Here is a 24588-nt window from a genome sequence, read left to right as displayed (position 1 = left end):
AGAACCTCCCTGTCATAACGCCTCCTTGGTGTTTTCTGTGGAGCCGATTATTCGATGGCGGACTTTCGGAAGGATACGCGGACGGCGTCCCTCCAAAAAGAATAGGTTCTGCAAGCGGGATGCCGCTATCTCCGCATGGGAGCGCAAAATAAAATGTCTTGTACTATCATACTGTTAGGGGTAAGATTCCGAGGAAGGCCCAGGCGAAGCCCTTCGTGCCTCGGCGGTAGTTTCTCAAAGGAAACGGTTCTCGATGGGGGGATGTTTCGATGTGGAAACATCCGGGGGCCGGTTTCCGCGGCGGGGAGGATCAGCCCCCCTTCATCCTCTCCCAGAGAGCTTTTCTACCGATACCGAGCAGGGCGGCCGCACGGCACCGGCTCCCTCCCGCGGCCTTGAGCGCCTGCTCGATGTACTCCCTCTCGTAGCGCCGGACCGCCTCTTTCAGGGGTACGATCCGTTCCGCGGACGGGAGCTTCCCCGAAGAGTCCGATCCCCTTGCCGCCAGTTCCGGCGGGAGGTGCTCCGGTTCGATCGCGCCCCCGCGGCACAGGATCGAGGTCCGCTCGATGACGTTCCACAGCTCGCGGACATTTCCCGGATATCGGTAGTCCAGGAGGAGAGCCATCGCTTCCTCCGAGACGCGGTACGGGCAGCCGAGCGTCTCGAGGAAATGACCCACGAGCAGGGGAATATCCTCGATGCGGTCCCTCAAGGGAGGCATCCGGATCGCGAAGACGTTCAGCCTGTAGTAGAGGTCCTCCCGGAATTCCCCCGCCGCGATCATCCCCTTCAGGTCGTCCCGGTTCGTGGCCGACAGAAGGCGGATGTCGACGCGGACGCTCTCGCCGCCCCCGATCCTGGTGATGGAGCGCTCCTCCAGGACCCGAAGGAGCTTGACTTGGGCGGCGGGCGGCATCTCGGCCACCTCGTCGAGGAACAGGGTCCCTCCGTCGGCCTGCTCGATCCTTCCCGTCCTGCGGCGGTCCGCCCCGGTGAAGGCCCCCTTTTCGTAGCCGAACATCTCCGCCTCGAAAAGGTTTTCGGGGATGGCCGAGCAGTTCACGGCGACGAAAGGTCCTTCCCTTCTCTTCCCCCGCCGGTGAAGCGCCCTTGCGACGAGCTCCTTGCCGGTCCCGCTCTCCCCCAGGATGAGGACCGTGGCGTCCGTCTCCGCCACGGCGGAGATATGCTCGAAGACCTCCCGCATCGCCTTGCTCTTCCCGAGGAGCTCCTCGAACCGGGATCGGGACTCGATCCGGCGCCTGAGCTCCCGGTTCTCCTCCTCCAGGAAGCGAACGCGCAGGATTCTGGAGAGGAGCAGCGTCAGTTCTTCCATGGGGAACGGTTTCGTGAGGTAATCCTCGGCCCCGAGCTTCATCGCTTCGATCGCCGATTCGATGCTCCCGTAACCGGTCATGGTGATCACCGCTGGAGGGGGGACGAGGGTCTTCGCCTCCCTCAGGACCTCCATCCCGCTCTTTCCGGGAAGTTTCAGGTCGGTCACCACGACGTCGAACGTCCCGGTCGCGAGCTTTTCCGAGGCCGCCGTTCCGCTGTCCGCGGTGGTGACCTCGTAGCCGCACTCCTCCAGGGCGTCCGAGATCGTGAACCGGAGACCGGGGTCGTCCTCGATGACCAGGATGCGCTTCCGCAGGCCGCTCACCCGTTCCCTCCAAGGCGGGGAGGAAACGGAAGCGACACATGGAAACTCGCCCCCTTTCCCTGCGGCGAGTCCACCGATATCCTCCCCCCGTGCTGGTCTACGATCTTCTTGCAGACGGCAAGTCCCAACCCCGTCCCCTTGCCGATCCCCTTCGTCGTGAAAAAGGGGTCGAAGATCCGGTCGAGGTTCTCCGCGGGGATCCCTTCCCCCGTGTCCTCGATCACAAGCGTCAGGAAGCCGTCGTCCGCCCGGTGGCGGAGCGTGAGCCGCCCTCCTTCCGGCATCGCCGCCACGGCGTTCAGCACCAGGTTCACCAGGACCTGCTCCAGTTTGTGGGCGTCGGCCCGGACGGTCCGCGGCGGGATCCGGTTGTCCACCGCGATCCCGTTCTTCTCCAACTGGTAGGAAAGGAGGGACAGGACCCGCTCCACGGTCCGGGAGACGTCGCAATCGGAGAAATTCGAAGCGTGGACGGTAGAGTAATCCAGGAGCTGGGAGACCGCCCGCCGGATCCGCTCGAGGCTGCCCCTGAGGATCTCCATGTACTGTTCCCGCTTTTCCGAAGGCAGGGATTCCCGGGAGAGCGCCTCCATGCCGTGCATGGCCCCTGTGAGGGGGTTGTTGATCTCATGGGCGATTCCCGCGGAGATCATCCCGACGGAAGCCATTTTTTCGGTGTTCACGATCAGTTCCCGCGTCCTCTCCCGTTCCTCCTCCTGGCGCCTCAGGCGATCCACCATGATCCGGTAGCTGTTCTGGAGGTCGCCGATCTCGTCCCGCCGCTCGGGAAGCGGGACGGCCGCCAGACTGCCGAGATGCACGGAGTTCAGGGCGCCGGCGAGTCGCAGGATCGGCCGGGTAAGGATCTTCGCGGTGACGAAGAGGAAAAGGACCATGGCGGCGGAGGCGGCGGCGGTGAGCGCCAGCGCTTTCCGTTTCAGCGCGGCGTAGCTCCGGGACAGCTCCGCCAGGGAATACCCGATGCGTAGGGTTCCGAACCGCTTGGAGGAGACGGAAAGCGGGACGGCCACGTCGAGAATGCCCGACCGGAAGGGGTCCCCGACGTAATGCAGCGCGATCCCGGTGGACGAGAGGGCCGCCCGCGTCAGCGGGTCGTACGGATGCGTATGGAACAGCGTCAGGTCGCTGTGCGCGAGAACCCACCCTTCGGGATCGAAGACCATGGCGTAGACCACGCCGATTTCCTTGTTGGCCTTCATGCGGGAGATGTAGAGGTCGAGGAGCCCTGCCTCCCTCATGAGCCCGGTCTCTTCGTAGAGCAGGATCTGGGTGAACGGGAGCTTCATCGCGTTGGCGAGCATGACCGCCGCCTTCTCCTCGCGTTCCATGAGTTGCCGTTTTTCCTTTTCCACGATGGAGAAGTGCAGCACGAGGGCCACGGCGGCGATGGCCGCGATCCCGACCCCCATGAACTTGCCCGTCAGGGTGGAGAGGGGGTGATCTATCTTCCCAAGAAGGGATTCGACGCGTGGCAACCTTTACCGCAGCCTGTGGGAATCGACATGATTTTCCTGTACAAGAAGGTGTAATCCTCGTCCCTGGCCGGGACGAAGCCGTGCCTGAGCTCCGGGCTCCAGTCCGCGAGGAGGGCCCGCCCCTCCGGGCTCTCCGCGTCGATCGTAAGGAGGGCCCTCACCAGGGCTTCTTCCGCCTCCTTGGGGAGGGATGGTCCGGCGGCGATCGGCGCGTTGGGGAGTTCCTCCGACGCGGCGATCACCCGGAGACCTTTTCCGTTGTACTTCCAGGCGACCACGTCCTTGACCGCTCCGGCGTCGCAGGTCCCCTTGAGCACGGCCCTGGCCACATCCTCGTGATGGGAAAGGTGCTTCAGTTCTTTGAGGAAGTTCATGGTGACCCCCGCCTCCACGATCAGGTAGCTGGGGATCAGGCTCCCCGTCGTGGACCGCTTCGCCCCGAAGGCCAGGCTCTTCCCCTTGAGGTCCTCGAGCGTCTTGATCGGGCTGTCTTCCCTCACGATGATGCAGCTCCGGTATGTGGACTTTCCCTCCGGGTTCAGCGGTTTGACGAGTGCGCGGGCCCTGAAACGATGCCTCGCGAGGGCGAAGGTCGTACCGCCCAGGTACGCGACGTCGGTACCCCCCTTTTCCAGGTTCTCGATCGTCTCCATGTAGGTATGGCCCACGCGGAGTCGGAAATCGTATGGGGTTTTCCGGGTCAAGTAGTCCATGAGGGGCTGGTAATACTCGTACATGACGTGGGGATTGAAGCGGGGGATGACGCCGAAGGTGATGGTCTTTTTCTTCTCCGCAGCCGGGCCGTCCTGCGCTGCTGCCGGGAGGGGAGGGACCGCCGCGAGGAAAAGAAAAAGGAAAAGGAAGAGGAAGATCGCCGCAGGCAAAAGAATGGACGCGCGATCCCCCGGTCGGGCGGATGTCGGCCGGCCCGGGGGTTTCGCCCCGCGGAGATCAGGATGGTTCGCGAATCGTCGGGTCGGCATGCATGTTTTTCCGTGTAATGCCATGGGATAGCGCATTATAGCGCCGGAGCGCCTTCGGGGGGAATTTTTCCCTGGCGCCCCTGAAATACGCGATGCACCCAGTACCTTGACTACGGGATTAAGACACGATCTCCCATGCGGATGTCTCCCCCGTCGAGGGGAGGACGGTGGGGGATAAATCGACGGGAAAAGAATGGAAAAAGAATTGACAGGCAGGTCACATGGAATTATTATGTACCAAATGGTTGGTACTGAACGTGAGGGTTTCATGAGAGAGAAAGGAATTCGAACCCGGGCACGGGTCCTCAGCGGCGCGAAGGAGATCTTCCATCGCCACGGATTTTCCGGGACGAGCATCAACGATCTGATCCGGGAAACCGGGGTCAAGAAGGGGAACCTCTATCATTACTTTTCCTCGAAGGAGGAAATGGGGCTCGAAGTGTTGAGCCTGGCCCGGGAGGATTTTTTCAAGTTCCTCGAGAAATCCTTGCGGGGGGAGAGGCCGTCGGCCCAACTGGCGAATCATTTCGAAGCGATCGTCCGCTATCACGAAGGCCGGAACCTGGTGGGTGGATGCATCTTCGGCAACACGGCCCTCGAGATGAGCGACCGAAATGACAAATACCGGGCTGTAATCCATGCGGTGTTCGAGGAGTGGAGGCGAAGGATCCGGGAGGTTCTGGAAAGGGCCGTCCGGTCCGGCGATGTGCGGAAGGATCTCGACCCGGAAGCGGGGGCACGGCATGTCGTCGCGACGATCGAAGGGGGGATCATGTTGGCCCGTGCGAGCAGAAATTCGGCTGATCTGAAGGAGTGCCTGGCCACCTTGTCCGGTTTTCTTGGGATACGCGGGGGCGGGTAAGTTTTTTTCCTTAATAATTGTACCAAACGGTCGGTTAGGGGAGGTCGTCGAACTGTTTTCCAGCTTCACGGCGATCGCCGATTCCTTGCGGGTTCCGCTCGACGCGATTCCGAAAAAATAGGCGAGGCCGCGCAATCGTACGAAATGGGTGTCCATCGTTCTTCTGAAAAGGAGGTGGAGCAATGACGCAAGCGACGAATCAGGTACCGGATTCCCCATCGGAGATCCGGCCTCTGCTGATCGGCGCTCCGGTGCCGAAGGTGACGTTGCGGACGGCGGACGGAAAGATCCGTTTCGGGTACGTCAACCCCGATTACAAAGTGCGCATCGACGCCGATACCCTGTTGGCGGCGGCCAAGGCGGCGGCGAATCGATAGGCGTCTACAGGACGAAACGACTTCCGTGAGGAGGGGAAAAATGGCCGGGGAACGTTTTCTGGACGATTTTCGTGTCGGGGAAAGATTCGTGTCCGACGGAGTGACGGTCACGGAAAGCGAGATCATCCGATTCGCCCTGCAGTACGATCCCCAATCGTTCCACCTGGACGTGACCGCCGCGGAGAAATCTCCATACGGCGGACTGATCGCCAGCGGCTTCCACACGCTGTCACTCTGTTTTCGAATGTTCATCCAGCAAGGCGTTATCGCCGCCTCCAGCATCGGCTCCCCGGGGATCGACGATGTCCGATGGCTGGCGCCGGTGCGCCCGGGAGACACTCTCCGTACTGAGACGGAAGTCCTCGAGGTCAAGCCTTCTTCGTCCAAGCCGGATCGAGGGATCCTGCGAATGAAGTATCTCGGCGTCAACCAGAACGACGCCCGGGTGATTTCCTTTATCCTGAACCATCTGCTGCGCCGGAGAACGGAATAACGGGAAAGAGACCTCGACGCCCGGCAAGGATTGCGGGAATCGGATGGGCAGGGGCGGAAACGCTACGAACCGTTTCGGCCACGCAGGGCCTCCACCAGCCACGTTTCCGGCGGGACGCCGACCGTTTTCCCTTCGACGGTATAGGTGCGGCAGCCGTAAAAGGGCGATTCGCCCTCCCGGCCCGGCTCGATGTCCGCTCCGTCCACCCGGACGGAGGGGGATCCCAGGAATCGAAGGGATCCGGCGGTCTTTTCGTCCGGCACTTCGACCGACCGGACCTCGGCTTCGATCCTTTCCCGTTCCAGGACGCGCCGCACCATCTCCAGTGCAGGGGCGTGGTTGGGGCAACCCTCGAAATACAGAACTTCCACCTTCATCGGAGTGTTCCTCCTTCCTGCAGGACCGTGGATGGGTAGCCCGCCCGGGTCGTCGCCTCGGTCAGCCGTTCCGGACCGACTTTCGCCGGGTCGTAGATGACAACGGCCCGGGGTGGATCGAGCGTCACCTTCGCGTCCTTCACCCCCCCGAGAAAGACCAGCGTAGCCGCCGTCCAGATCGGCCGGTACTTCTCCATCGCCGTCAGGGTCCCGACCCATGCGCCTCCGACGCCGAGAGCCAGCAGCATGAGAGGCCCGACACAGCATGCTGACGCCCCCACGGCCGCGGCCACGGCTCCGGCCAGGCTCCATTTCGGGCTCCCAACCGTACGTTTCGGATCGTTCACTGCCATCGTTTGCCTCCTCTTTTCCTCCCGATCCCGGGCGTTTCCGACGGAGGTGTTCGATCCGGTTCTCCGAGAGCTTCCAGGATCGGGCAATCCCCCGTGGGGCCTCTCCCCCGGCAGGCCGCCGTCAGCCTCGCCAAGGCTTTCTTCATCTCCTGCAAGGTATGGATCTTTCGCTCGATGTCGGCGACCTTCTCCTCCGCGCGTCTCTTCACCTCCCCGCACGAGGTGGCGGAATCGACCCGTAGCGAAAGGAGTTCCTTGATTTCCCTGAGCGAAAAGCCAAGCGCCTTCGACCGCTGGATGAACCGGATGCGGGAAACGGAGTCCTGCGGATACCGGCGGAAACCGCTGTCGGGACGCGGGGGTTGCGGGATCAGCCCTTCCCGTTCGTAGAACCGGACCGTTTCGACTCCGACCCCGGATCGCCTGGCCACCTGCCCAATGGTGTACGCCGCCATCGTCGTCCTCCTCGGATCCCTGAAAATACGATGCACCCCGTACCACACTACGGTGTCAAGCAGGGCATCGAAACCCCGATGTTTCCTTTCCCGGAGTGGAAGAAGCCTCGAGGAATACCTACGGGATGTCCGTCCGGCCGGTCCCGGAATCCGGAAAACTCACTCCAGCGGCTTGCCCACCCCGGCTTCTTTCAGGGTGGCGATGTCGGGTCCCCGGCCCGCGCAGCAGTCTGCGAGCTTTCCGTCAACTGCCACGGCGGGGAGGCTTCGGACCCCGTACGCCTTTGCCTTGTCCGCGACGGCGTCCTTCCGGATATCCAGGACCTCCACCTTGCAGGACGGGCAGGCGGCTCTCCTGACGAGGGCGATCGCCTCCTCGCACACGGGGCATCCGGCGGTGAAGATTTCGATCTTCCTTCGGGTGTTCATGGGAGCACCTCCTTTCCTTGGGAAAGCATACCTCCTGTACTCCGGTACGGAGTCAAGTGGCGGACTCCAAAATCTTTCCGAAGATAGTCTAGTAATATTATCGTTTTTGTATTTTATAGTTGACATATCGATCCTGCACTCTATAATCCTACTTGATCCATTTAAAAAGTAGGGAATAATTGGTTTGGATACTCACAGACGGAGTTTCCTGAAAACGATCAGCTGGAGGGTGGTGGCGACCCTGATCACCGGGGTCGTGACGCTTGCCCTCACGGGACGGATCGATTTCGCCATCACGGTGGGGCTGGGCGACACCTTCGTAAAATTCTTCCTCTATTACGTGCACGAGCGGATGTGGACGAGGACCCGGTTCGGCCAGACCCGCCCGCCGGAGTACCAGATATGACGGGAAAAACATCCATCATCGGGAAAAAAACGCCGGGAGGGGATCCAGTGGAGAAGCAGGCAGCGGATCTTCGGAAACGGTTCCGGGGGGCTACGCCGGAGGCGGTCCTTGCCTGGGCCCTGGACGCGTACCACCCGGACATCGCCCTCGCCTCGAGCTTCAGCATGGAGGATATCGCCCTGATCGCGATGATGACGGAGATCCGGCCCGACGCCCGCGTCTTCGCCCTCGATACCGGAAGACTGAACGAGGAGACCTACGAGGTCGCCGAGGCGGTCCGCAGGAAGTGCGGCATCCGGATCGAGTGGCACTTCCCGGAGCGGGCGGCGGTGGAGGCGCTGGAGCGGAAGAAAGGGCTCTTCTCCTTCCGCGAGAGCCTTGCAAATCGCCACGAGTGCTGCCGGATCCGGAAGGTGGAGCCGCTGGGACGGGCGCTTGCGGGATTGCGCGGCTGGATCACCGGGCAACGGCGGGAGCAGAGCCCCACGCGGGGAGACCTTTCCGTGGTCGAGATCGACGCGGGCCACGGGGGCATTCTCAAGCTGAACCCCCTGGCCGACCGGACAAGCGAACAGGTCGTGTCGTTCCTCCGGGAGCGAAAGCTGCCCTACAACCGGCTGCACGACGAGGGATACCCGTCGATCGGCTGCGCCCCCTGCACCCGCGCAGTTCAGCCGGGGGAGGATCCGCGGGCCGGGAGGTGGTGGTGGGAGCATCCGGAGCACAAGGAGTGCGGGCTCCACCCGTCACATGAGGGTGCAGGGGGGAAGGGGCCGGAAGGATCCCCCTTCCGCCGCGGGAAAGGAGACCGGTGAACATGGATCACCTCGACGCGCTCGAGAACCAGAGTATCTACATCTTCCGGGAGGCGTTCCGGAAGTTCAAGGACCTGGCGATGCTCTGGTCGATCGGAAAGGATTCGACGACGCTTCTGTGGCTGGCCCGGAAGGCTTTCTTCGGGAGGGTTCCCTTCCCGCTGGTCCACATCGACACAAGCTTCAAGCACCCGGAGATGATCGCCTACCGCGACCGGATGGCCCGGGAGTGGGGGGTGGAGCTCATCGTCGGGAGGAACGAGCAGGCGCTCTGCGAAGGAATGGAACCATCGAAGGGACGGTTCCTCTGCTGCAACGCCCTCAAGACCCAGGGGCTCCAGCAGCTGCTGGAGAAGCACGGATTCAAGGGGATCTTCCTCGGGATCCGCCGGGACGAGGAGGGATCGAGGGCCAAGGAGCGGGTCTTCTCCCCACGGGACAGGAACTTCGAATGGAAGTACAAGGACCAGCCGCCGGAGCTCTGGGACCAGTTCAACACCTCCTTCGGCGTGGAGACGCATGTCCGGATTCACCCCCTCCTTTCCTGGACCGAGCTCAACGTGTGGGAGTATATCCGGCGGGAGAAGATACCCATCTGCGGCCTCTATTTCGCCCGGGACGGAAAACGGTACCGGTCGCTCGGCTGCGTGCCGTGCAACTTCCCGATTGACTCGAACGCCTCCTCGGTGGACGAGATCATCGAGGAGCTGAAGGTGACGAAGACTCCCGAGCGGGCGGGGCGCGCCCAGGACCACGAGGCGGCCTACATGATGCAGAAGCTCCGCTCCCTCGGCTACATGTAACAGAAGAACCGGGACGTTCCTAAGAACAGAAGAACTGGGACGTTCCTAAGAACCGGGCCGAGACCGTAGGGCGTTGCTCGGGATTGGGGGATGATCCTGAGTGACCACGAATACATATCAAAAACATGCGCAGGTTGGAAGAGGAGTTCTAAGGAACGTCCCGGTTCTGGAGGAGGAAGGGATGGATCTGTCGGATACGTTGCGGATCGTCATCGTGGGGCACGTGGACCACGGCAAATCGACCCTGATCGGGCGGCTTTTCTACGACACGGGGTCCCTCCCCGAGGAGCGGTACCGGGAGATCGAGCGGACCTGCCGGGAACAGGGGCGGGAGTTCGAGTTCGCCTACCTGATGGACGCGCTGGAGGAGGAGCGGGAGCACAACATCACGATCGACACGGCGCAGACCTTCTTCCGTACGGAAAAGCGCCCCTACATCATCATCGACGCCCCCGGGCACAAGGAGTTCCTCAAGAACATGGTTACCGGGGCCGCCGCCGCGGACGCGGCGATCCTGCTGGTGGACGGGGCGGAAGGGGTCCGCGAGCAGACCCGGCGCCACGCCTATATCCTGTCCCTCCTCGGGCTCCGGCAGGTAGTGGTGGCCATGAACAAGATGGACCTGGTGGGGTACGGCGCGGAGCGGTTCCGCGAGGTGGAGGAGGAGATCCGGCGGTTTCTCCGGTCGGTCGGGATCGTTCCCTCCTGCGTGGTCCCGATCTCGGCACGGGAAGGGGACAACATCGCCTCCTCCTCGACCCGGATGCCCTGGTACACAGGGCCGACGCTTCTCGTGGCGCTCGACTCCTTCCAGCCCTCCCGGGAGGCGGCCGGCATGCCCCTGAGATTCCCCGTGCAGGATGTCTACGTGTGGGACCGCAAGAGAATCTACGCGGGGCGGGTGGAATCGGGGGAAGTCTCCCCCGGAGCCCGGGTCCGGTTCACGCCGTCGGGTAAGACCAGCCGCGTCCGGTCGGTGGAAACATGGAACCACCCTTCGCTGGCCCGGGCAGCCGCGGGGGAGTGCGTCGGGGTCACCCTGGAAGACGAGCTGTTCCTCGAACGGGGCGAGGTGATGGGATGGGAGGACGAGGTCCCGGCCGCCGCGCGGGAGATCACCGCATCGCTCTTCTGGCTCGGAAACGAACCGATGCAGGTGAACCATGCGTACCTGCTGAAACTCGCCACCTCCGAAACGGAGGTGATCCTGTCGGCCATCCCCGAGCGGCTGAACTCCTCCACGCTCGAGGTGATCGGACGCTTCGCGGACAGGGTGGAGAACCTGGAGGTGGCGACCGTCACCTTCGTCGCTTCCCGCCCCGTCGCGGCGGACACCTTCGAGGCGAATCCCCGGATGGGCCGGTTCGTGATCTCCGACGGGGGGTTCGTGGCGGGAGGCGGGATCGTCCGGGAGGTCCGGACGGAGACCCTCCGGCCCCATGTCAGGGTGATCCGGCTCCACAGCCGCCTGACGACGGAGCCGGACGGCAATCTCATCGACCTCTCCCGGGAGTCCGGGCCGGTGGAGTTTACCGTGTCGTCCGGTTTCCTCGACCGGCTCGGGAGGGGGGAGCGGGTCGCGATCCGCCTGCGCACGGTCGTCCACCTGGAGGAGGTGGCCCGCCTGGCCTTCGGGCACGGCCTGGGGTTCGAGTTCCGGCGCGACGAGGAGGGACCGAAAGCGATCCTGTTCCGGGATCCTCCCCGTCGTCCGCTCCCCCGCGGGGACGCGGGGATCGCGATCTAGGGATGCCGATGGAACGGCAGGACGGGGCGGTACGGGAAGAGATCCGGCAGATCGCCGAATCGATCGATGCGCTCCTGACGGGGAAAATGGGGCCGGACGAGTTCCGTCTCCGCCGGGTCATCCAGGGGATCTACCCCATCCGGGGAGGAACGGACCGTTACCTGCTCCGCGTTCGGGTTCCGCTGGGCCGGCCCTCCACGGAGAACCTTAAGACCCTCGCCTCCGTCGCCGATCGGTACGCGCAAGGGCGCGCCGTTCATCTCACGACACGCCAGGATGTCCACATCTACGGCGTGCACGTGCGGGAGATCCCGGGTGCACTCGCCTTCCTCGCCGCCGGAGGGATGACCACGCGGGAGTCCTGCGGGGACACGGTTCGCAACCTCGTGGTCTGCCCCCTGTCGGGGATCGCCCGCGATGAAGTCTTCGATGTCGCCCCCTGTGCCGAGGCGCTCGGGCGTCACCTCCTCCGGAATCCGCTGGTGCAGCGGCTCCCGAGGAAGTTCAAGATCGCCTTCGAGGGGTGCGCTTCCGGGGACCACGTCGGGCTCCGGTACAACGACGTGGGAGCGCGCGCCGCTCTTTCCCCGGCCGGCGTCCCGGGCTTCCGGGTGTCTCTTGCCGGGGGGCTTGGGGCCCTGCCCCGGGCTGGGTTCGACCTGGAGCCGTTCACTCCCTCCGGCCGCCTGGTATCCACGGTCGAGGCGGTCCTGAGGGTGTTTCACCGTCTCGGAGACCGGGAACGGAGAGGACGGGCGCGGCTCAAATTCGTGGCCGGGGCGATGGGCGAGGACGCCTTCCGGGAGGCGATCCTGTCGGAACGGGACCGGGTGGAAGCCGAGGAGGGGCGGGGTCTCCCGCTGCCCGGGCCGCCCGCGATTCGACCCGTCGGCCGGGAGGGGGAAATCCTCGATCCCGGATGGCCCGGCGCCTTTCCCCAGCGGCAATCGGGACGGGCCGCACTGCCCGCCAGCGTCCCCCTGGGCGATCTGTCTACGGACCAATTGAGGCGGCTTGCACGCCTTGCGGAGGATACCGGCGGGACCGTCCGGTTCACGCCCTCGCAGGGGATCCTGCTCGCGGATGTGCCATTCGGCAGTGTCCCGGAAGGGGCGGAAGGCCTGCGGGCGATCGGCCTCTTCCCGCCCTCCAGCGCCGGGGTGGCCCGGTGTGCCGGAACCGACAGCTGCACGATCGGAACGACGCGCGTCCGGGGACTGGCGGCGTGGATCGAACGGGATCTCCTCTCCTCCGGAGTCGCGGAATCCTCCGGCGGACGGGCGGTCTCGATCGGGATCTCCGGCTGCGCGAACGGGTGCGGTCACCACCTCGTCGCGGACATCGGCCTGCAGGGGGTGTCCCGCACGGTCGGCGGCTCTTCGACGGGGGGCGGAGGCCGGGGGGCTCCGCACTACATGCTCTGCCTCGGCGGGGGGACCAGGGAGGACGGCAAGGTCCGGTTCGGGACGAAGGTGGGGCGGATCCCCGTGCGCCGGGTGCCGGAGGCGGTCCGGCGCGTCATGGGCCTTATCCGGTCCGGGGCGGTCGGCGGAGAATCCCCCGGGGAGACCGTCTCCCGGCTGGGAAACTCCCCGTTCCAGGCCGCCCTCGAGGGACTGCTCGAGCCCTCCCCGGAAAGTTTCGGGGAGGAGGATTTCACGGACCTGGGGCCCGACGGCCCCGTCACTTTCCCCCCGGACCGCTCCGGTCCGAAGGCTCCGTGACGGGCTGACGCGGGAAGGGGTTGTACGGCCCTGCCCGGGACGAAGGCGATGTTGTACAATCTTTCCCTACATGCGCACGAAGGAAAGGGGGTGATCTCCTTGGCGGATTCGATGATCCGGTTCCCCGTCTCATCCTGAGGCGGAGAATGCCCCGCCGGTCGGCGGGGTGGACGGCAGGTCGATCCGTACGGAAACTTCCCCGGAAAGGAGATCGCTTCCGATGTCGATGGAATGCCACGAGGGGAGAACATCCCGTAAGCGATATGGCTGCACGCCCCGGATTCCGATCCTCCTGCTGTTTGTCCTGACGCTTCTGCCCGGGGTCTCTTCCGCGAAGGAAAAACGGGGAATCGTCACGGTGACGGTCGACCTCAACGCTTCGGCCGAGGCGAAACAGGTCCGGTTGTGGATCCCCTATCCGATGTCCGATGAAACCCAGCGGATCACCGACGTGGCGATCCGGGGGAACTACTCCTCGACGGGGGTGTACCGGGAAGACCGGTACGGCGTAACGATCCTCTTCGTGGAGTGGGATGCCCCGACATCGAAGCGGACGATGACCTATTCCTTCCGGGTGAAGAGGAAGGAAATCTCGGTGAAGGAGTTCCCCGGAACCGAACTGCCCCTCTCCCGGGAGGAGTTCTCCCTCTACCTCTCCCCGACCCGGCGGGGACCGACGGATGGAGAGGTGGCGGCGCTGGCCGCCCGGATCTCCGGGGAGAAATCTTCGGTCCGGGAAAAGGCGAGGGCCGTCTACGACTGGATCGTGGAGAACATGCACCGGGACCCGGACGTGAAGGGGTGTGGCCTGGGGGAGGTGACGGCGCTTCTTACGTCCCTGGGAGGCAAGTGCGCCGACATCCACTCGGTCTTCGTCGCGCTGGCCCGCGCGGCCGGCGTCCCGGCACGGGAGATCTTCGGGCTTCGTCTTCCTCCGGGCAAGGAAGGAGAAATCACCGGCTGGCAGCACTGCTGGGCCGAGTTCTACCTTCCCGGAAAGGGCTGGGTCGTCGTCGACCCCGCGGACGTGCGCAAGGCGATCCTGACGAAGAAGATCTCCCTGGAAGAGGCAAAGCCGATCCGAGAGTACTACTTCGGGGCCGTCGACGAGAAGCGGGTGGAATTCGGCACGGGGCGGGATCTGGTGTTGACCCCCGCACAGGCGGGCGAGCCGCTCAACTACTTCATGTATCCGTACGCGGAGGCGGACGGCAGACCGTTGAACGAGGACCTCTACGGGGATAACATCGGCTACCGGATCCATTACCGGGAGATGTAGCCAACGACCGGTGGCCAAGAATCCCCCGGTCCGTGTAGAATCGACGTACCATCGTCCCGCGGAGGTGTGCCGCGATGCATCCCTGGCACGACGTCCCGATCGGCCCGGGTGCGCCGGAGGAGGTCCAGGCGCTCATCGAGATCCCCAAGGGGAGCAAGGTCAAGTACGAGTTGGACAAGGGGACGGGACTGATCCGGGTCGACCGGATCCTCTACTCGTCCGTGATGTACCCGGCGAACTACGGGTTCATCCCGCAGAGCCTCGGGGACGACGGGGATCCACTGGATGTGCTGGTCCTGATGCAGGAGCCGGTTTCTCCGCTATCCATCGTCCGGGCACGCCCCATCGGGATCATGACGATGCTGGACCAGGGGCAGAAGGACGAGAAGATCCTCTGCGTCCACCTCGACGACCCGGAGTACAGGGTGTACGGGAACATCGACGAAGAAGCCGTGGAAGCGATCCGGGACGCGATGGGTTCGTATCGGGAACGATTCGGGGCAGGGAGATGACCGGACGGATCCTGTTCATCGACGACGACCGGGGGGGGCGGGAAATGGCCCTCTTCAACCTCCGGAAGGCGGGGTACAAGGTGACCGCCGCCTCGGACGGGCAGGAGGGGCTCTCCCTCTTCTCGTCGGAGAAGTTCGACCTGGTCATTACCGATGTCAAGATGCCGGGGATCTCCGGGATCGAGGTGCTCCGGCGGATCCGGGAGCAGGACTCCGACGTTCCCGTCCTGGTCATCACCGCGTTCGGCAACGTGGAGACGGCGGTCGAGGCGATGAAGGAGGGAGCCTACGACTTCATCGGGAAGCCGTTCAACAAGGACCAGCTCCTGCTCTCCGTCGAAAAGGCGCTCGACCGTCGCCGGCTTGCGGCCGAGGTGCGGAACCTGCGGATCCGCGCGAGCGGGGTAGAACGGGAGATCGTGTCGGTCTCCGGGGCGATGGAGCGGGTCCTGGAGATCGCCGACCGGGTGGCGGCCACCGACGCCTCGGTCCTGATCACGGGGGAAAGCGGCACGGGGAAGGAGGCGGTCGCGAGGCGGATCCATGTCCGCTCCCCCCGCGCCGAGGGGCCGTTCGTGGCGGTCAACTGCGCCGCCATTCCCGGGGAACTGCTCGAGTCGGAGCTGTTCGGGCATGCGCGCGGGGCGTTCACCGGCGCGGTGCGCGACCGGCTCGGACGCTTCCGGCAGGCGAACCGGGGGACGCTGTTCCTCGACGAGATCGGGGAGATCCCCCTGACGCTCCAGGCGAAACTGCTTCGCGCCCTCCAGGAAAGGATCGTGGATGTCGTCGGCGGCGACAACCCGGTGCCCGTCGACGTACGGATTCTCGCGGCGACGAACCGGGATCTCCTCGACCGGATCGGGGAGGGGACCTTCCGGGAAGACCTCTATTACCGGCTGAACGTGGTGGAGATCCGGGTGCCGCCGCTCCGGGACCGACCGGAGGATATCCCTCCCCTGGTGGAGCACTTCATGGTGGAGCTGGCGCCCGACCGGGACGTGGCGGTGCCGCCGGCGGTGATGAACGAGCTGAAGATCCGGCCGTGGCCGGGGAACGTGCGGGAGCTGAAAAACGCCTGCGAGCGGATGGTGATCCTGTGCCGCGGGAGCGAGGTGGCGGCGGCCGACCTGCCCCCCCTAACGCCGAGGCAGAAGGCCGGCGACGGGGCGTCGGAGGGAGAAGAGTGGCCGAACCTTCCTCCGGAGGGGTTGTCGCTGGTCGACCTTGAGAAGAGGGTGATCGAGCGGGCGCTGCGGCAGAAGGGGGGGAACATCACCCAGGCGGCCGCCTTCCTGCGGATCCCGCGGCACATCCTCGTCTACCGGATCGAGAAGTACGGAATCCGGCGGGATGGCTGAACACCGGCCGCCGGGCTTCTGGGACGGGGTGGCCGCCGACCTGCGGCCGATCTTCTCCCGGAAGATGCTCCTGGTGGCCTGGGCCCCCTGCCTGGCGATCACTGTCCTGCACTACCGGACCACGGCGGAATTCGTCTGGGCGCACGACGTTCTCCGGCGACTCTACTACCTCCCCATCCTGTTCGCCGCCTTCTCCGTCGGATTGCGCGGGGGGGTCGCGGTCTCCGTCTTCGCCTCCCTGATCTACTTTCCCCACGCCTTTCTCTCTCTCGTGGCGCGGGACCCGGGGGATGTACTGGAGAAGGGGCTGGAAATACTCCTCTACAACATCGTCGCGGTGGTGGCGGGCATGCTGGTGGACCGCGAGCGGGAGGAGCGGGCGAAGCAGCAGCGGCTGGCGGCGAAGCTCTCCGACGCGCTCGAGGAACAGCGGCGGATCGAGGCGCAGCTGATCCGGGCGGGGCGCCTGGGGGCGCTGGGGGAGCTGACCGCGGGGATCGCCCACGAGATCAAGAACCCTCTCCACGCGATGAAAGGGACCGCCGAGATCCTCCGGGACGTCGTTCCCCGCGAGGCCCCGGAGCGTAAGATGCTCGACCTGCACATCGAAGAGATCGACCGGCTGGCGCAGACCTCGGAAAGGTTCCTGACCTTCGCACGGCCCTCCCCGCCCGACCGCAGGCCGGTGAACCTCGCGGAGATCGCCGGGAGGGTGGTTTCGCTCGTGGAGGCGCAGGCGGGCAGGGAAGGGGTTCAAACCGTCGTCCGCCCGCACGAGGGGGAAAATCGGCCCGGCGTGTCGGGAGATCCGGAGCAGCTGACCCAGCTTCTCCTGAACATCGCGATCAACGGGGTGCAGGCGATGGCTGGAGGAGGCGGCGGGGTACTGACCTTCTCCGTCGGGCCGGAAAGGCAGGGAGACCGGCCCTTCTTCGCCGTCCGCGTATCGAACACGGGGCCGACGATCCCCGAGGATCAGCTGGAGCGGATCTTCGACCCCTTCTTTACCACGAAGGATGCGGGGACCGGCCTGGGGCTTTCCATCTGCGCACGGATCGCTGAACAGCACGACGGCTACCTGTCCGTACGCAATCTGCCGGACGGGACAGGGGTGGAGTTCGCGCTCGCGCTGCCGGCGGAGGGCCAGGACGTGGGAAAGGGCCGATGACCGGGATGCCGCGGAGGACCCGTCTCCTGCTCCCGGTGCTGCTGGCCTTAGGGATAGCGCTTGCCGCCGGGTGCAGGAAGCCGGCGGACCGGGGCCGCGCGCCGGGAGACCTCGCCGCCCGGCAGCTCCGGGTCGTGGCCACGACCGGGATGATCACCGACATCGTCCGGGAGATCGGGGGAGACCGGGTCTCCGTCACCGGCCTGATGGGACCCGGGGTCGACCCTCACCTCTACAAGGCCAGCGAGGGGAACGTCATCGTCATGGCGGAGGCCGACGTCATCTTCTACAACGGGCTTCACCTGGAGGGGAAGTTGACGGAGGTGTTCGAGAAGATGGGGGGGAGGATCTCCACGGTGGCTGTCACCGACGGGATCGACCGGGGGATCCTCCTTCGCCCGCCGGAGTTCGAGGGGGCCTACGACCCCCACGTCTGGTTCGACGTCACCCTCTGGATGAAGGCGGTGGAGAAGGTGGCGGAGGGGCTGGGGGGTATCGATCCCGCGCACGGGGAAACCTACCGGAAAAACGCCGCCGCGTACCTGGAGCGGCTGGCCGCCCTCCACCGGCATGTGCAGGCGCGCGCTGGGGAGCTGCCTCCGGAACGGCGGGTGCTGATCACCGCGCATGACGCCTTCAACTATTTCGGGCGGGCCTACCGGTTCGAGGTCCGCGGCCTGCAGGGGGTGAGCACCGTGACGGAGGCGGGGACGGGGGACATCCGGGCGCTGGCCCTGCTGATCGTGGAGAGGAGAATTCCCGCGGTGTTCGTGGAGACCTCGATCTCCCCCCGCACCATCCAGGCGCTCCAGGAGGCGGTGGCGGCTCGAGGGTATACTGTAAAAATAGGAGGCGGGTTGTATTCCGACGCGCTCGGGGATCCCGGGTCCCCGGAAGGGACCTACATCGGGATGGTGCGCCACAACATCGACACCATCGTGGACGCGTTGAAGCGGTAGAAAGGAGACGAGGGCCGATGGCAGGCATCCCGCGGGGAGAGGCCATGGAAGAAGCCGGCGGCGCGCAGGCGATCCGGGTCGAGGACCTGACGGTGGCCTACGGGGAGAAGCCGGTCCTGTGGGACGTCGACCTGGAAGTTCCGCAGGGCGTTCTCATGGCGGTCGTGGGCCCCAACGGTGCAGGAAAGACGACGCTGATCAAGGCGATCATGGGACTGGTTGAACCGGTCGCCGGCTCCGTCGAGGTCTTCGGAAAGCCATACCGGGAGCAGAGGCGGCTGGTGGGGTACGTCCCGCAGAGAAACAGCGTGGACTGGGATTTTCCCACGACCGTGCTCGATGTCGTCATGATGGGCCGGTACGGGGCCCTTGGCTGGCTGCGGCGCCCCGGACGGACGGAACGGCACCTCGCCCTGGAGGCGCTGGAGCAGGTCGGGCTGACGGAATTCGCCGGCCGGCAGATCAGCCAGCTCTCCGGTGGACAGCAGCAGCGGGTGTTCCTGGCCCGGGCGCTCGTGCAGGACGCCCGGATCTATCTGATGGACGAGCCCTTCCAGGGGGTGGACGCCACCACGGAGCGTGCGATCGTCTCCCTGCTGAAGGGGATGCGCGCCGCGGGGAAGACGGTGGTGGTGGTGCACCACGATCTCCAGACGGTTCCCGAGTATTTCGACTGGGTCACCCTGCTCAACGTCCGCCGGATCGCGAGCGGTCCGGTGGACACGGAGTTCACCGACCGGAACCTGCGGCTGGCGTACGGGGGCCGGGTCTCCTACCTGACCCATCACACGCACGGGGAGACGGATCCCGGGGCGGGCGGGTAGAACGGTAGCGGCCGTGGACCTTCTCGACCTTCCGGTCCGGATCTTCTCCGACTACACGCTCCGCTCCGTCGCCCTGGGGGCGGCGGTCCTGGGGGTCGCGAACGGCGCGCTGGGCTCCTTCGCCGTCCTCCGGAGGCAGAGCCTGCTGGGGGACGCCATCTCCCACGCCGCGCTCCCGGGGATCGCCCTGGCCTTCCTGCTGACCGGAAGCAAGGCCTCCCTCGTCCTCCTGCTCGGCGCGGCCGCCGCCGGGTGGATCGGCACCCTGCTGGTTCTCGGCATCGTCCGGAACAGCCGGATCAAGCAGGACAGCGCCCTGGGGCTGATCCTGTCGGTCTTTTTCGGGTTCGGGCTGGTCCTGTTGACCTACATCCAGAGGATCCCGACCGCCTCGCAGGCGGGGCTCGACAAGTTTCTCTTCGGGCAGGCGGCGACCCTGCTGAAGCGGGACGTCCAGACGATCGCGGTCCTGGGAGGAGTCGCCCTGGTCCTGCTGATGGTCTTCTGGAAGGAATTCAAGCTGCTCTCCTTCGACCCGGAATTCGGCGCGACCCTCGGGTTCCCCGCCCGTTCGCTCGACATTCTCCTGACGACCCTGCTGGTGGTGGCGATCGTGATCGGACTGCAGACGGTGGGAGTGGTGCTGATGAGCGCGATGGTCGTCGCCCCCGCGGCCGCGGCGAGACAGTGGACCGACCGGCTGGGAGTGATGGTCTTGCTTTCGGCGCTATTCGGCGCGCTGGCGGGGGTGGCCGGCGCGCTGGTCAGCGGCGCGGCGGCGCGCTTGCCGACCGGTCCCACGATCGTCCTCTGCCTGACCGGGATCGTGGCGGTCTCCCTCTTCCTGGCCCCCAACCGGGGGCTGGTCTGGGGATGGGTTCGCGAGCGGGGGAGCCGAAGGGAGCTGCGGGTGGACGCGGTGCTGGCCGATCTCCGCATCCTCGCGATGCAGCACGAGGGGGAGGAGCGCGCCCATCCGATCGAGGTGCTCCGCACCATGGCGGTCGGCCACGGAGGTGTGGACAACAGCCTGAGGGTGCTCGAGGAGCGGGGGCTGGCGCGCCAAACGGAATCCGGGGACTGGACGATCACCGCCCGGGGGATGGAGGAGGCCCGGCGGCAATCCGGGACGCGGGAGGAGGCGGAATGACCGCGCCGCAGCTGGAGATCCAGCTGATCGCCTCGGTCGTGGCGGTCGCCTGCGCCCTGCCCGGGGTCTTCCTGGTCCTGCGCAGGATGGCGATGATGAGCGACGCGATCAGCCACTCGATCCTGCTGGGGATCGTGCTGGCCTTCTTCCTGGTCCGGGACCTCTCCTCTCCTTTCCTGGTGCTGGCGGCGGCCCTGGCCGGGCGACTGACGGTGAGCCTGGTGGAATGGCTGCGCCGCACGAATCTGGTCCGTGAGGATGCCGCGATCGGGCTGGTCTTCCCGGCGATGTTCAGCGCGGGGGTGATCCTGATCTCGCGGTACGCCGGCAGCGTCCACCTGGACGTGGACTCGGTTCTGCTCGGGGAACTGGCCTTCGCCCCGTTCCACCGGCTCGTCCTGTTCGGGGCGGACGTGGGGCCGAAGGGCCTCTACCTGATGTCGGCGATCCTGCTCCTGAACCTGGCCTTCATCCTGATGTTCTACAAGGAGCTGAAGGTGGCCACGTTCGACGAGGCACTCGCCGGGGCGCTCGGGCTGGCCCCGGCGGCCATCCACTATGTCCTCATGAGTCTGGTCGCCGTGACGGCCGTGGGCGCCTTCGACGCGGTCGGATCGATCCTGGTGGTGGCGCTCATGATCGGTCCTCCCGCCACTGCCTACCTGATGACCGATCGGTTGTCGCGGATGCTGGCCTTGAGTGCGCTGATCGGCGTCGTGTGCGCGGTCGGCGGCTACTGGGCGGCCCATTGGCTGGACGCCTCGATCGCCGGCTGCATGGCCACTGTCGCCGGCCTTCTCTTCCTCGCGGCGTTCCTGGCGGTCCCCGGCAGGGGACTGGTCGCGGTGACGCTGCGGCGGGCCCGGCAGCGGATCGAGTTTGCCCGTACCATGCTGCTCGTCCATCTTTACCATCACGAAGGGCTCCCCGAGGAGCGGCGGGAGAACCGGGTGGAGCATCTGCAGGAGCACCTGAGGTGGAATCCGGATTTTGCGGCGCGGGTCGTCTCCGCCGCCCGCCGGAGCGGGATGGTCTCCCCGGACGACGGGGTTCTCTTTCTCACCGCGGAAGGGCGGGAACAGGCGAAGAGGGCGATGGTCGGCTAGCAACCGTACTGTTGCAGAATAGTGTGCAACTTCCCCGGAATATGCTGCTGCTACTCCTCTGATAGCATGGGACAAGGAGGAAGGGCATGAGCGACGGAAATCGGTCCTGCTCCCACGGACACGGGGGGGCAAGCGCCCCGGAGAAGACGTTCCGCGACCCCGTCTGCGGGATGACCGTCGACCCGGAGAGCCCCCTCCAGCATACCCATGCCGGGACCCCCTACCGGTTCTGCAACCCGGGATGCCTCGCAAAATTCCGGGACGATCCGGGCCGGTACCTGGATGCCGGGAAGGAGGAAGGGAAAGCGGCCGGGATTACGGCAGCCGCGCAAGCCGCCTCCGCCGGGGTGGAGCACACCTGCCCGATGCACCCCGAGGTGCGACAGGCCGGCCCGGGAAGCTGCCCGAAGTGCGGCATGGCGCTGGAGCCGGCCGGACCGGTGATGCCCGCCGTGCGGACGGAGTGGACCTGCCCGATGCACCCCGAGGTGGTGGAGGAGGCGCCGGGGAACTGCCCGAAATGCGGGATGGCGCTCGAATCCCGCACCGTTTCCGCGGAAGAGGAGGAGAACCCGGAGCTGGTCGACATGCGGCGGCGGTTTTGGGTGAGCGCGGTGATCACGGTTCCGCTCTTCCTGGTCGCCATGGCCGATTTCCTCCCGGGACGCCCCTTGGAGAGGGTATTTCCCCAAGGGACCCTCTCCTGGATCGAGCTGGCGATGGCCACGCCGGTCGTCCTCTGGGGCGGGTGGCCCTTCTTCGTCCGGGGGGGACAGTCGGTCGTCCGCAGAAGTCTCAACATGTTCACCCTGATCGGGCTCGGCGTCGGCGTGGCCTATCTCTACAGCCTGGTGGCGGCGCTTTTCCCGGGGATCTTTCCTGCGTCCTTCCGCGGGGAGTCGGGGGAGGTGGCGCTCTACTTCGAGGCCGCGGCGGTCATCGTGACGCTGGTGCTGCTCGGGCAGGTGCTGGAGCTCAAGGCCCGCAGCCAGACGGGGGCCGCCATCAAGGCGCTTCTCGGGTTGGCCCCGAAGACGGCCCGCCGCCTCCGCGACGACGGGTCCGACGAGGATGTTCCGCTCGACCAGGTGCGTCCCGGGGACCGCCTGCGGGTGCGCCCGGGCGAGAAGGTCCCGGTGGACGGGATCGTTCTCGAGGGGAGAAGTTCCATCGACGAGTCGATGGTCACCGGCGAGCCGATCCCGGTGGAAAAGAGCAGTGGTGACCGGGTGACCGGGGCCACGGTGAACGGGACCGGGTCGCTCGTGATGCGGGCGGAGAAGGTCGGATCGGAGACGCTGCTCGCTCGGATCGTCCAGATGGTGGCGGAGGCGCAGCGCAGCCGCGCCCCGATCCAGAAGCTGGCGGACCAGGTGGCCGGATATTTTGTTCCGGTGGTCGTTGCGGTCGCCGTCGTCACGGCATTTGTGTGGGGGCTGGCCGGCCCGGAGCCCCGGATGGCTCATGCTCTCATCAACGCGGTCGCTGTGCTCATCATCGCCTGCCCTTGCGCGCTGGGGCTGGCCACTCCCATGTCGATCATGGTCGCCACCGGAAAAGGGGCGACGGCCGGAGTGCTCTTTAAAAATGCCGAGGCGATCGAGGTGATGCGCAAAGTCGATACCCTCGTGGTCGACAAGACCGGGACGCTGACGGAAGGCAAACCGAAGCTGGTCACCGTGATCCCCGCGGATGGGTGGGACGAGCCGGGGCTGCTCCGGGTCGCCGCGACCCTGGAACGGGGAAGCGAGCACCCGCTGGCGGCGGCCATCGTGCAGGGGGCCGGAGAGCGGGGAGTCGAGCCGGCCGCCGCGGAGGCCTTCGAATCGGTGACCGGCAAAGGGGTTACCGGTACCGTGGAAGGCCGGTCCGTGGCCCTGGGCAACCGGAAGCTGATGGAGACGCTCCGGGTCGATCCCGGAGATTTTGCAGAGCAGGCCGAGAGACTGCGCGCGGAAGGCCAGACGGTGATGTTCGTGGCGGTGGACGGGAAGGCGGCCGGGCTGCTCGGTGTCGCCGACCCCATCAAGGAAAGCACCCCGGAGGCGATCCGGCGGCTCCACGGTGAGGGGATCCGGATCGTCATGCTCACCGGCGACAGCCGGACCACGGCCGAGGCGGTCGCGGCGAAACTCGGCCTCGATGAGGTGGTGGCGGAAGTCCTGCCGGACCAGAAGGCGGACGCGGTGAAGCGCCTCCAGGCCGAGGGCCGGGTCGTGGCGATGGCGGGCGACGGGATCAACGACGCGCCGGCGCTTGCGCAGGCCCAGGTCGGGATCGCGATGGGGACCGGGACCGATGTTGCGATGGAGAGCGCCGGGGTCACCCTGGTCAAGGGGGACCTGCGGGGGATCGTCCGGGCCCGGGCCTTGAGCCGGGCCACGATGGGGAACATCAGGCAGAACCTCTTCTTCGCCTTCCTCTACAACGCGGTGGGGGTCCCCGTGGCGGCCGGCGTTCTCTACCCCTTTTTCGGGGTGCTGCTCAGCCCCATGATCGCCGCCGCGGCGATGAGCTTCTCCTCCGTCTCCGTCGTGGGGAACGCGCTGCGCCTTCGGACCGCGAGGCTCTGACACCGGGATTTCGCAGAATACTCTTCACACGCTGCAGAAAATTCGAAGGGCCCGGGCGTTCCACGGGCCCCTCGTTATTGCGGAACTCCCTGCAATGAAAGTGGTTTCCACTGATCCGGCCATTGGCATACCCCCTGCATCATACCGTCATGGAATCGGAACACGGGAAGATCCCGGGAGAGGAGGAGAACGAAATGGGGTGGATGATGCTGTTCTGGGTCCTCCTTATCGTGGCGGTCCCCACCATCCTCTGGTTCCTCCTCACCGAGAAGCGGAGGAAACCCCGGTGAAAAAGGGACTGGTTGCGCTGATCGGATTCCTGGCGGCGGCGACCTACTTTCTATGGGAGGAGCACCAGGTGCATATCCTGGGGGCGCTTCCCTGGGCGCTGCTGTTGCTGTGCCCGTTCCTCCATTTCTTCATGCACCGCGGACACGGGGGCCACGGGTCCCAGGATGGACACGGTGGCGCAGGCGGCCATGCGGGAAAACCCGGCGATGCCGGATCCGGAGGAGAAAGATGAATCATCCAGGATCCGCGTACGGTCTCTGGGCTCTCGTCCTGATCAACTCCGCGGTTTTCATCCTGTTCGCGGCGAGCTTCGCGAAGCCGACCACGAAGCGGGACTGGCGCTCCTTCGGGGCGTTTTCCGCCTTCATCGTGGCGCTCT

General features: G+C 65.7%; 24 protein-coding genes and 2 pseudogenes (1 of these 26 running past the window's edge). 19 read left to right on the top strand and 7 right to left on the bottom strand.

Annotation, left to right across the window (positions count from 1 at the left end):
- Positions 1 to 310 precede the first annotated feature (310 nt).
- Genes A2X88_07400 through A2X88_07390 form a run of 3 tightly spaced genes read right to left on the bottom strand, consistent with a single transcriptional unit; the run spans position 311 to position 4052 of the window.
- Positions 311 to 1657: a hypothetical protein gene (locus A2X88_07400; GenBank protein OGP35044.1), complete on the bottom strand. Its 1347-nt coding sequence runs from the start codon at positions 1655 to 1657 to the stop codon at positions 311 to 313.
- Between the two features lie 5 nt (positions 1658 to 1662).
- Entirely contained in the window at positions 1663 to 3096 is a 1434-nt protein-coding gene (locus tag A2X88_07395; GenBank protein ID OGP35037.1) for a hypothetical protein, read from the bottom strand.
- Between the two features lie 32 nt (positions 3097 to 3128).
- The gene (locus tag A2X88_07390; protein OGP35043.1) at positions 3129 to 4052 is read right to left on the bottom strand and encodes a hypothetical protein; all 924 of its coding nucleotides are present in this window, start codon (positions 4050 to 4052) and stop codon (positions 3129 to 3131) included.
- Between the two features lie 361 nt (positions 4053 to 4413).
- On the opposite strand from A2X88_07390, the gene A2X88_07385 reads away from it, so the two are divergent.
- The 3 genes from A2X88_07385 (at position 4414) to A2X88_07375 (ending at position 5877) form a co-directional block, all read left to right on the top strand.
- Complete coding sequence (locus tag A2X88_07385; protein ID OGP35036.1) at positions 4414 to 5007, top strand: hypothetical protein; 594 nt, start codon at positions 4414 to 4416, stop codon at positions 5005 to 5007.
- Positions 5008 to 5189: 182 nt separating this feature from the next.
- Positions 5190 to 5384: a hypothetical protein gene (locus A2X88_07380; GenBank protein OGP35035.1), complete on the top strand. Its 195-nt coding sequence runs from the start codon at positions 5190 to 5192 to the stop codon at positions 5382 to 5384.
- A gap of 40 nt (positions 5385 to 5424) precedes the next feature.
- A complete protein-coding gene (locus tag A2X88_07375) occupies positions 5425 to 5877 on the top strand; it encodes an acyl dehydratase (protein ID OGP35034.1) in 453 nt (150 codons plus the stop codon).
- Positions 5878 to 5939: 62 nt separating this feature from the next.
- On the opposite strand, the gene A2X88_07370 is transcribed toward A2X88_07375, so the two are convergent.
- From A2X88_07370 to A2X88_07355, 4 genes are all read right to left on the bottom strand, one after another.
- Positions 5940 to 6254 carry a hypothetical protein gene (locus tag A2X88_07370; protein OGP35033.1) on the bottom strand — a complete coding sequence of 105 codons (315 nt, stop codon included), beginning with the start codon at positions 6252 to 6254 and terminating at the stop codon, positions 5940 to 5942.
- On the bottom strand, positions 6251 to 6502 hold the full coding sequence (locus tag A2X88_07365; protein OGP35032.1) for a hypothetical protein: 252 nt from the start codon (positions 6500 to 6502) through the stop codon (positions 6251 to 6253). Before A2X88_07365 ends, A2X88_07370 begins: the two co-directional genes overlap by 4 nt.
- 95 nt (positions 6503 to 6597) lie before the next feature.
- Positions 6598 to 7062, bottom strand: coding sequence for a hypothetical protein (locus tag A2X88_07360; protein ID OGP35031.1), 465 nt, complete (start codon positions 7060 to 7062; stop codon positions 6598 to 6600).
- A gap of 159 nt (positions 7063 to 7221) precedes the next feature.
- On the bottom strand, positions 7222 to 7491 hold the full coding sequence (locus A2X88_07355; protein ID OGP35030.1) for a hypothetical protein: 270 nt from the start codon (positions 7489 to 7491) through the stop codon (positions 7222 to 7224).
- 184 nt (positions 7492 to 7675) lie between these two features.
- Between A2X88_07355 and A2X88_07350 the strand changes: the two genes are divergently transcribed.
- From A2X88_07350 to A2X88_07275, 16 genes and pseudogenes are all read left to right on the top strand, one after another.
- Entirely contained in the window at positions 7676 to 7897 is a 222-nt protein-coding gene (locus A2X88_07350) for a hypothetical protein (GenBank protein OGP35029.1), read from the top strand.
- On the top strand, positions 7894 to 8712 hold the full coding sequence (locus tag A2X88_07345; GenBank protein ID OGP35028.1) for a phosphoadenosine phosphosulfate reductase: 819 nt from the start codon (positions 7894 to 7896) through the stop codon (positions 8710 to 8712). The genes A2X88_07350 and A2X88_07345 overlap by 4 nt, the downstream gene beginning before the upstream one ends.
- A 2-nt stretch (positions 8713 to 8714) precedes the next feature.
- Positions 8715 to 9515: a sulfate adenylyltransferase gene (locus tag A2X88_07340; GenBank protein ID OGP35027.1), complete on the top strand. Its 801-nt coding sequence runs from the start codon at positions 8715 to 8717 to the stop codon at positions 9513 to 9515.
- A 181-nt stretch (positions 9516 to 9696) separates the two neighbouring features.
- Positions 9697 to 11262 carry an elongation factor Tu gene (locus tag A2X88_07335; GenBank protein OGP35026.1) on the top strand — a complete coding sequence of 522 codons (1566 nt, stop codon included), beginning with the start codon at positions 9697 to 9699 and terminating at the stop codon, positions 11260 to 11262.
- 8 nt (positions 11263 to 11270) lie between these two features.
- Positions 11271 to 12986 (top strand): hypothetical protein, encoded by a 1716-nt coding sequence (locus A2X88_07330; protein OGP35042.1) that lies wholly within the window; start codon positions 11271 to 11273, stop codon positions 12984 to 12986.
- A 226-nt stretch (positions 12987 to 13212) separates the two neighbouring features.
- Positions 13213 to 14265: a hypothetical protein gene (locus tag A2X88_07325; protein ID OGP35041.1), complete on the top strand. Its 1053-nt coding sequence runs from the start codon at positions 13213 to 13215 to the stop codon at positions 14263 to 14265.
- 74 nt (positions 14266 to 14339) lie between these two features.
- Positions 14340 to 14696, top strand: a pseudogene (locus A2X88_07320) (inorganic pyrophosphatase).
- 77 nt (positions 14697 to 14773) lie between these two features.
- On the top strand, positions 14774 to 16138 hold the full coding sequence (locus tag A2X88_07315; protein OGP35025.1) for a Fis family transcriptional regulator: 1365 nt from the start codon (positions 14774 to 14776) through the stop codon (positions 16136 to 16138).
- A gap of 40 nt (positions 16139 to 16178) precedes the next feature.
- The gene (locus tag A2X88_07310) at positions 16179 to 17306 is read left to right on the top strand and encodes a hypothetical protein (protein OGP35040.1); all 1128 of its coding nucleotides are present in this window, start codon (positions 16179 to 16181) and stop codon (positions 17304 to 17306) included.
- Positions 17307 to 17311: 5 nt separating this feature from the next.
- Positions 17312 to 18265, top strand: coding sequence for a manganese transporter (locus tag A2X88_07305; protein OGP35039.1), 954 nt, complete (start codon positions 17312 to 17314; stop codon positions 18263 to 18265).
- A gap of 44 nt (positions 18266 to 18309) precedes the next feature.
- A complete protein-coding gene (locus A2X88_07300; protein ID OGP35038.1) occupies positions 18310 to 19089 on the top strand; it encodes a manganese ABC transporter ATP-binding protein in 780 nt (259 codons plus the stop codon).
- A gap of 13 nt (positions 19090 to 19102) precedes the next feature.
- Entirely contained in the window at positions 19103 to 20239 is a 1137-nt protein-coding gene (locus A2X88_07295) for an ABC transporter (GenBank protein OGP35024.1), read from the top strand.
- Positions 20236 to 21345 carry a zinc ABC transporter permease gene (locus A2X88_07290; GenBank protein ID OGP35023.1) on the top strand — a complete coding sequence of 370 codons (1110 nt, stop codon included), beginning with the start codon at positions 20236 to 20238 and terminating at the stop codon, positions 21343 to 21345. The genes A2X88_07295 and A2X88_07290 overlap by 4 nt, the downstream gene beginning before the upstream one ends.
- 86 nt (positions 21346 to 21431) lie before the next feature.
- The gene (locus A2X88_07285) at positions 21432 to 23918 is read left to right on the top strand and encodes a copper-translocating P-type ATPase (GenBank protein ID OGP35022.1); all 2487 of its coding nucleotides are present in this window, start codon (positions 21432 to 21434) and stop codon (positions 23916 to 23918) included.
- A gap of 286 nt (positions 23919 to 24204) precedes the next feature.
- Positions 24205 to 24441 (top strand): hypothetical protein, encoded by a 237-nt coding sequence (locus tag A2X88_07280; GenBank protein ID OGP35021.1) that lies wholly within the window; start codon positions 24205 to 24207, stop codon positions 24439 to 24441.
- Positions 24438 to 24588: pseudogene (locus A2X88_07275) on the top strand (isoprenylcysteine carboxyl methyltransferase) (it continues 518 nt past the right edge of the window). The gene A2X88_07280 and the pseudogene A2X88_07275 overlap by 4 nt, the downstream one beginning before the upstream one ends.

It is taken from the genome of Deltaproteobacteria bacterium GWC2_65_14, assembly GCA_001797615.1.
GTDB lineage: Bacteria > Desulfobacterota > Deferrimicrobia > Deferrimicrobiales > Deferrimicrobiaceae > GWC2-65-14.
The sequence above is the reverse complement of the archived record's forward strand: the minus strand, read 5'-3'. Positions and strand labels throughout refer to the sequence as shown.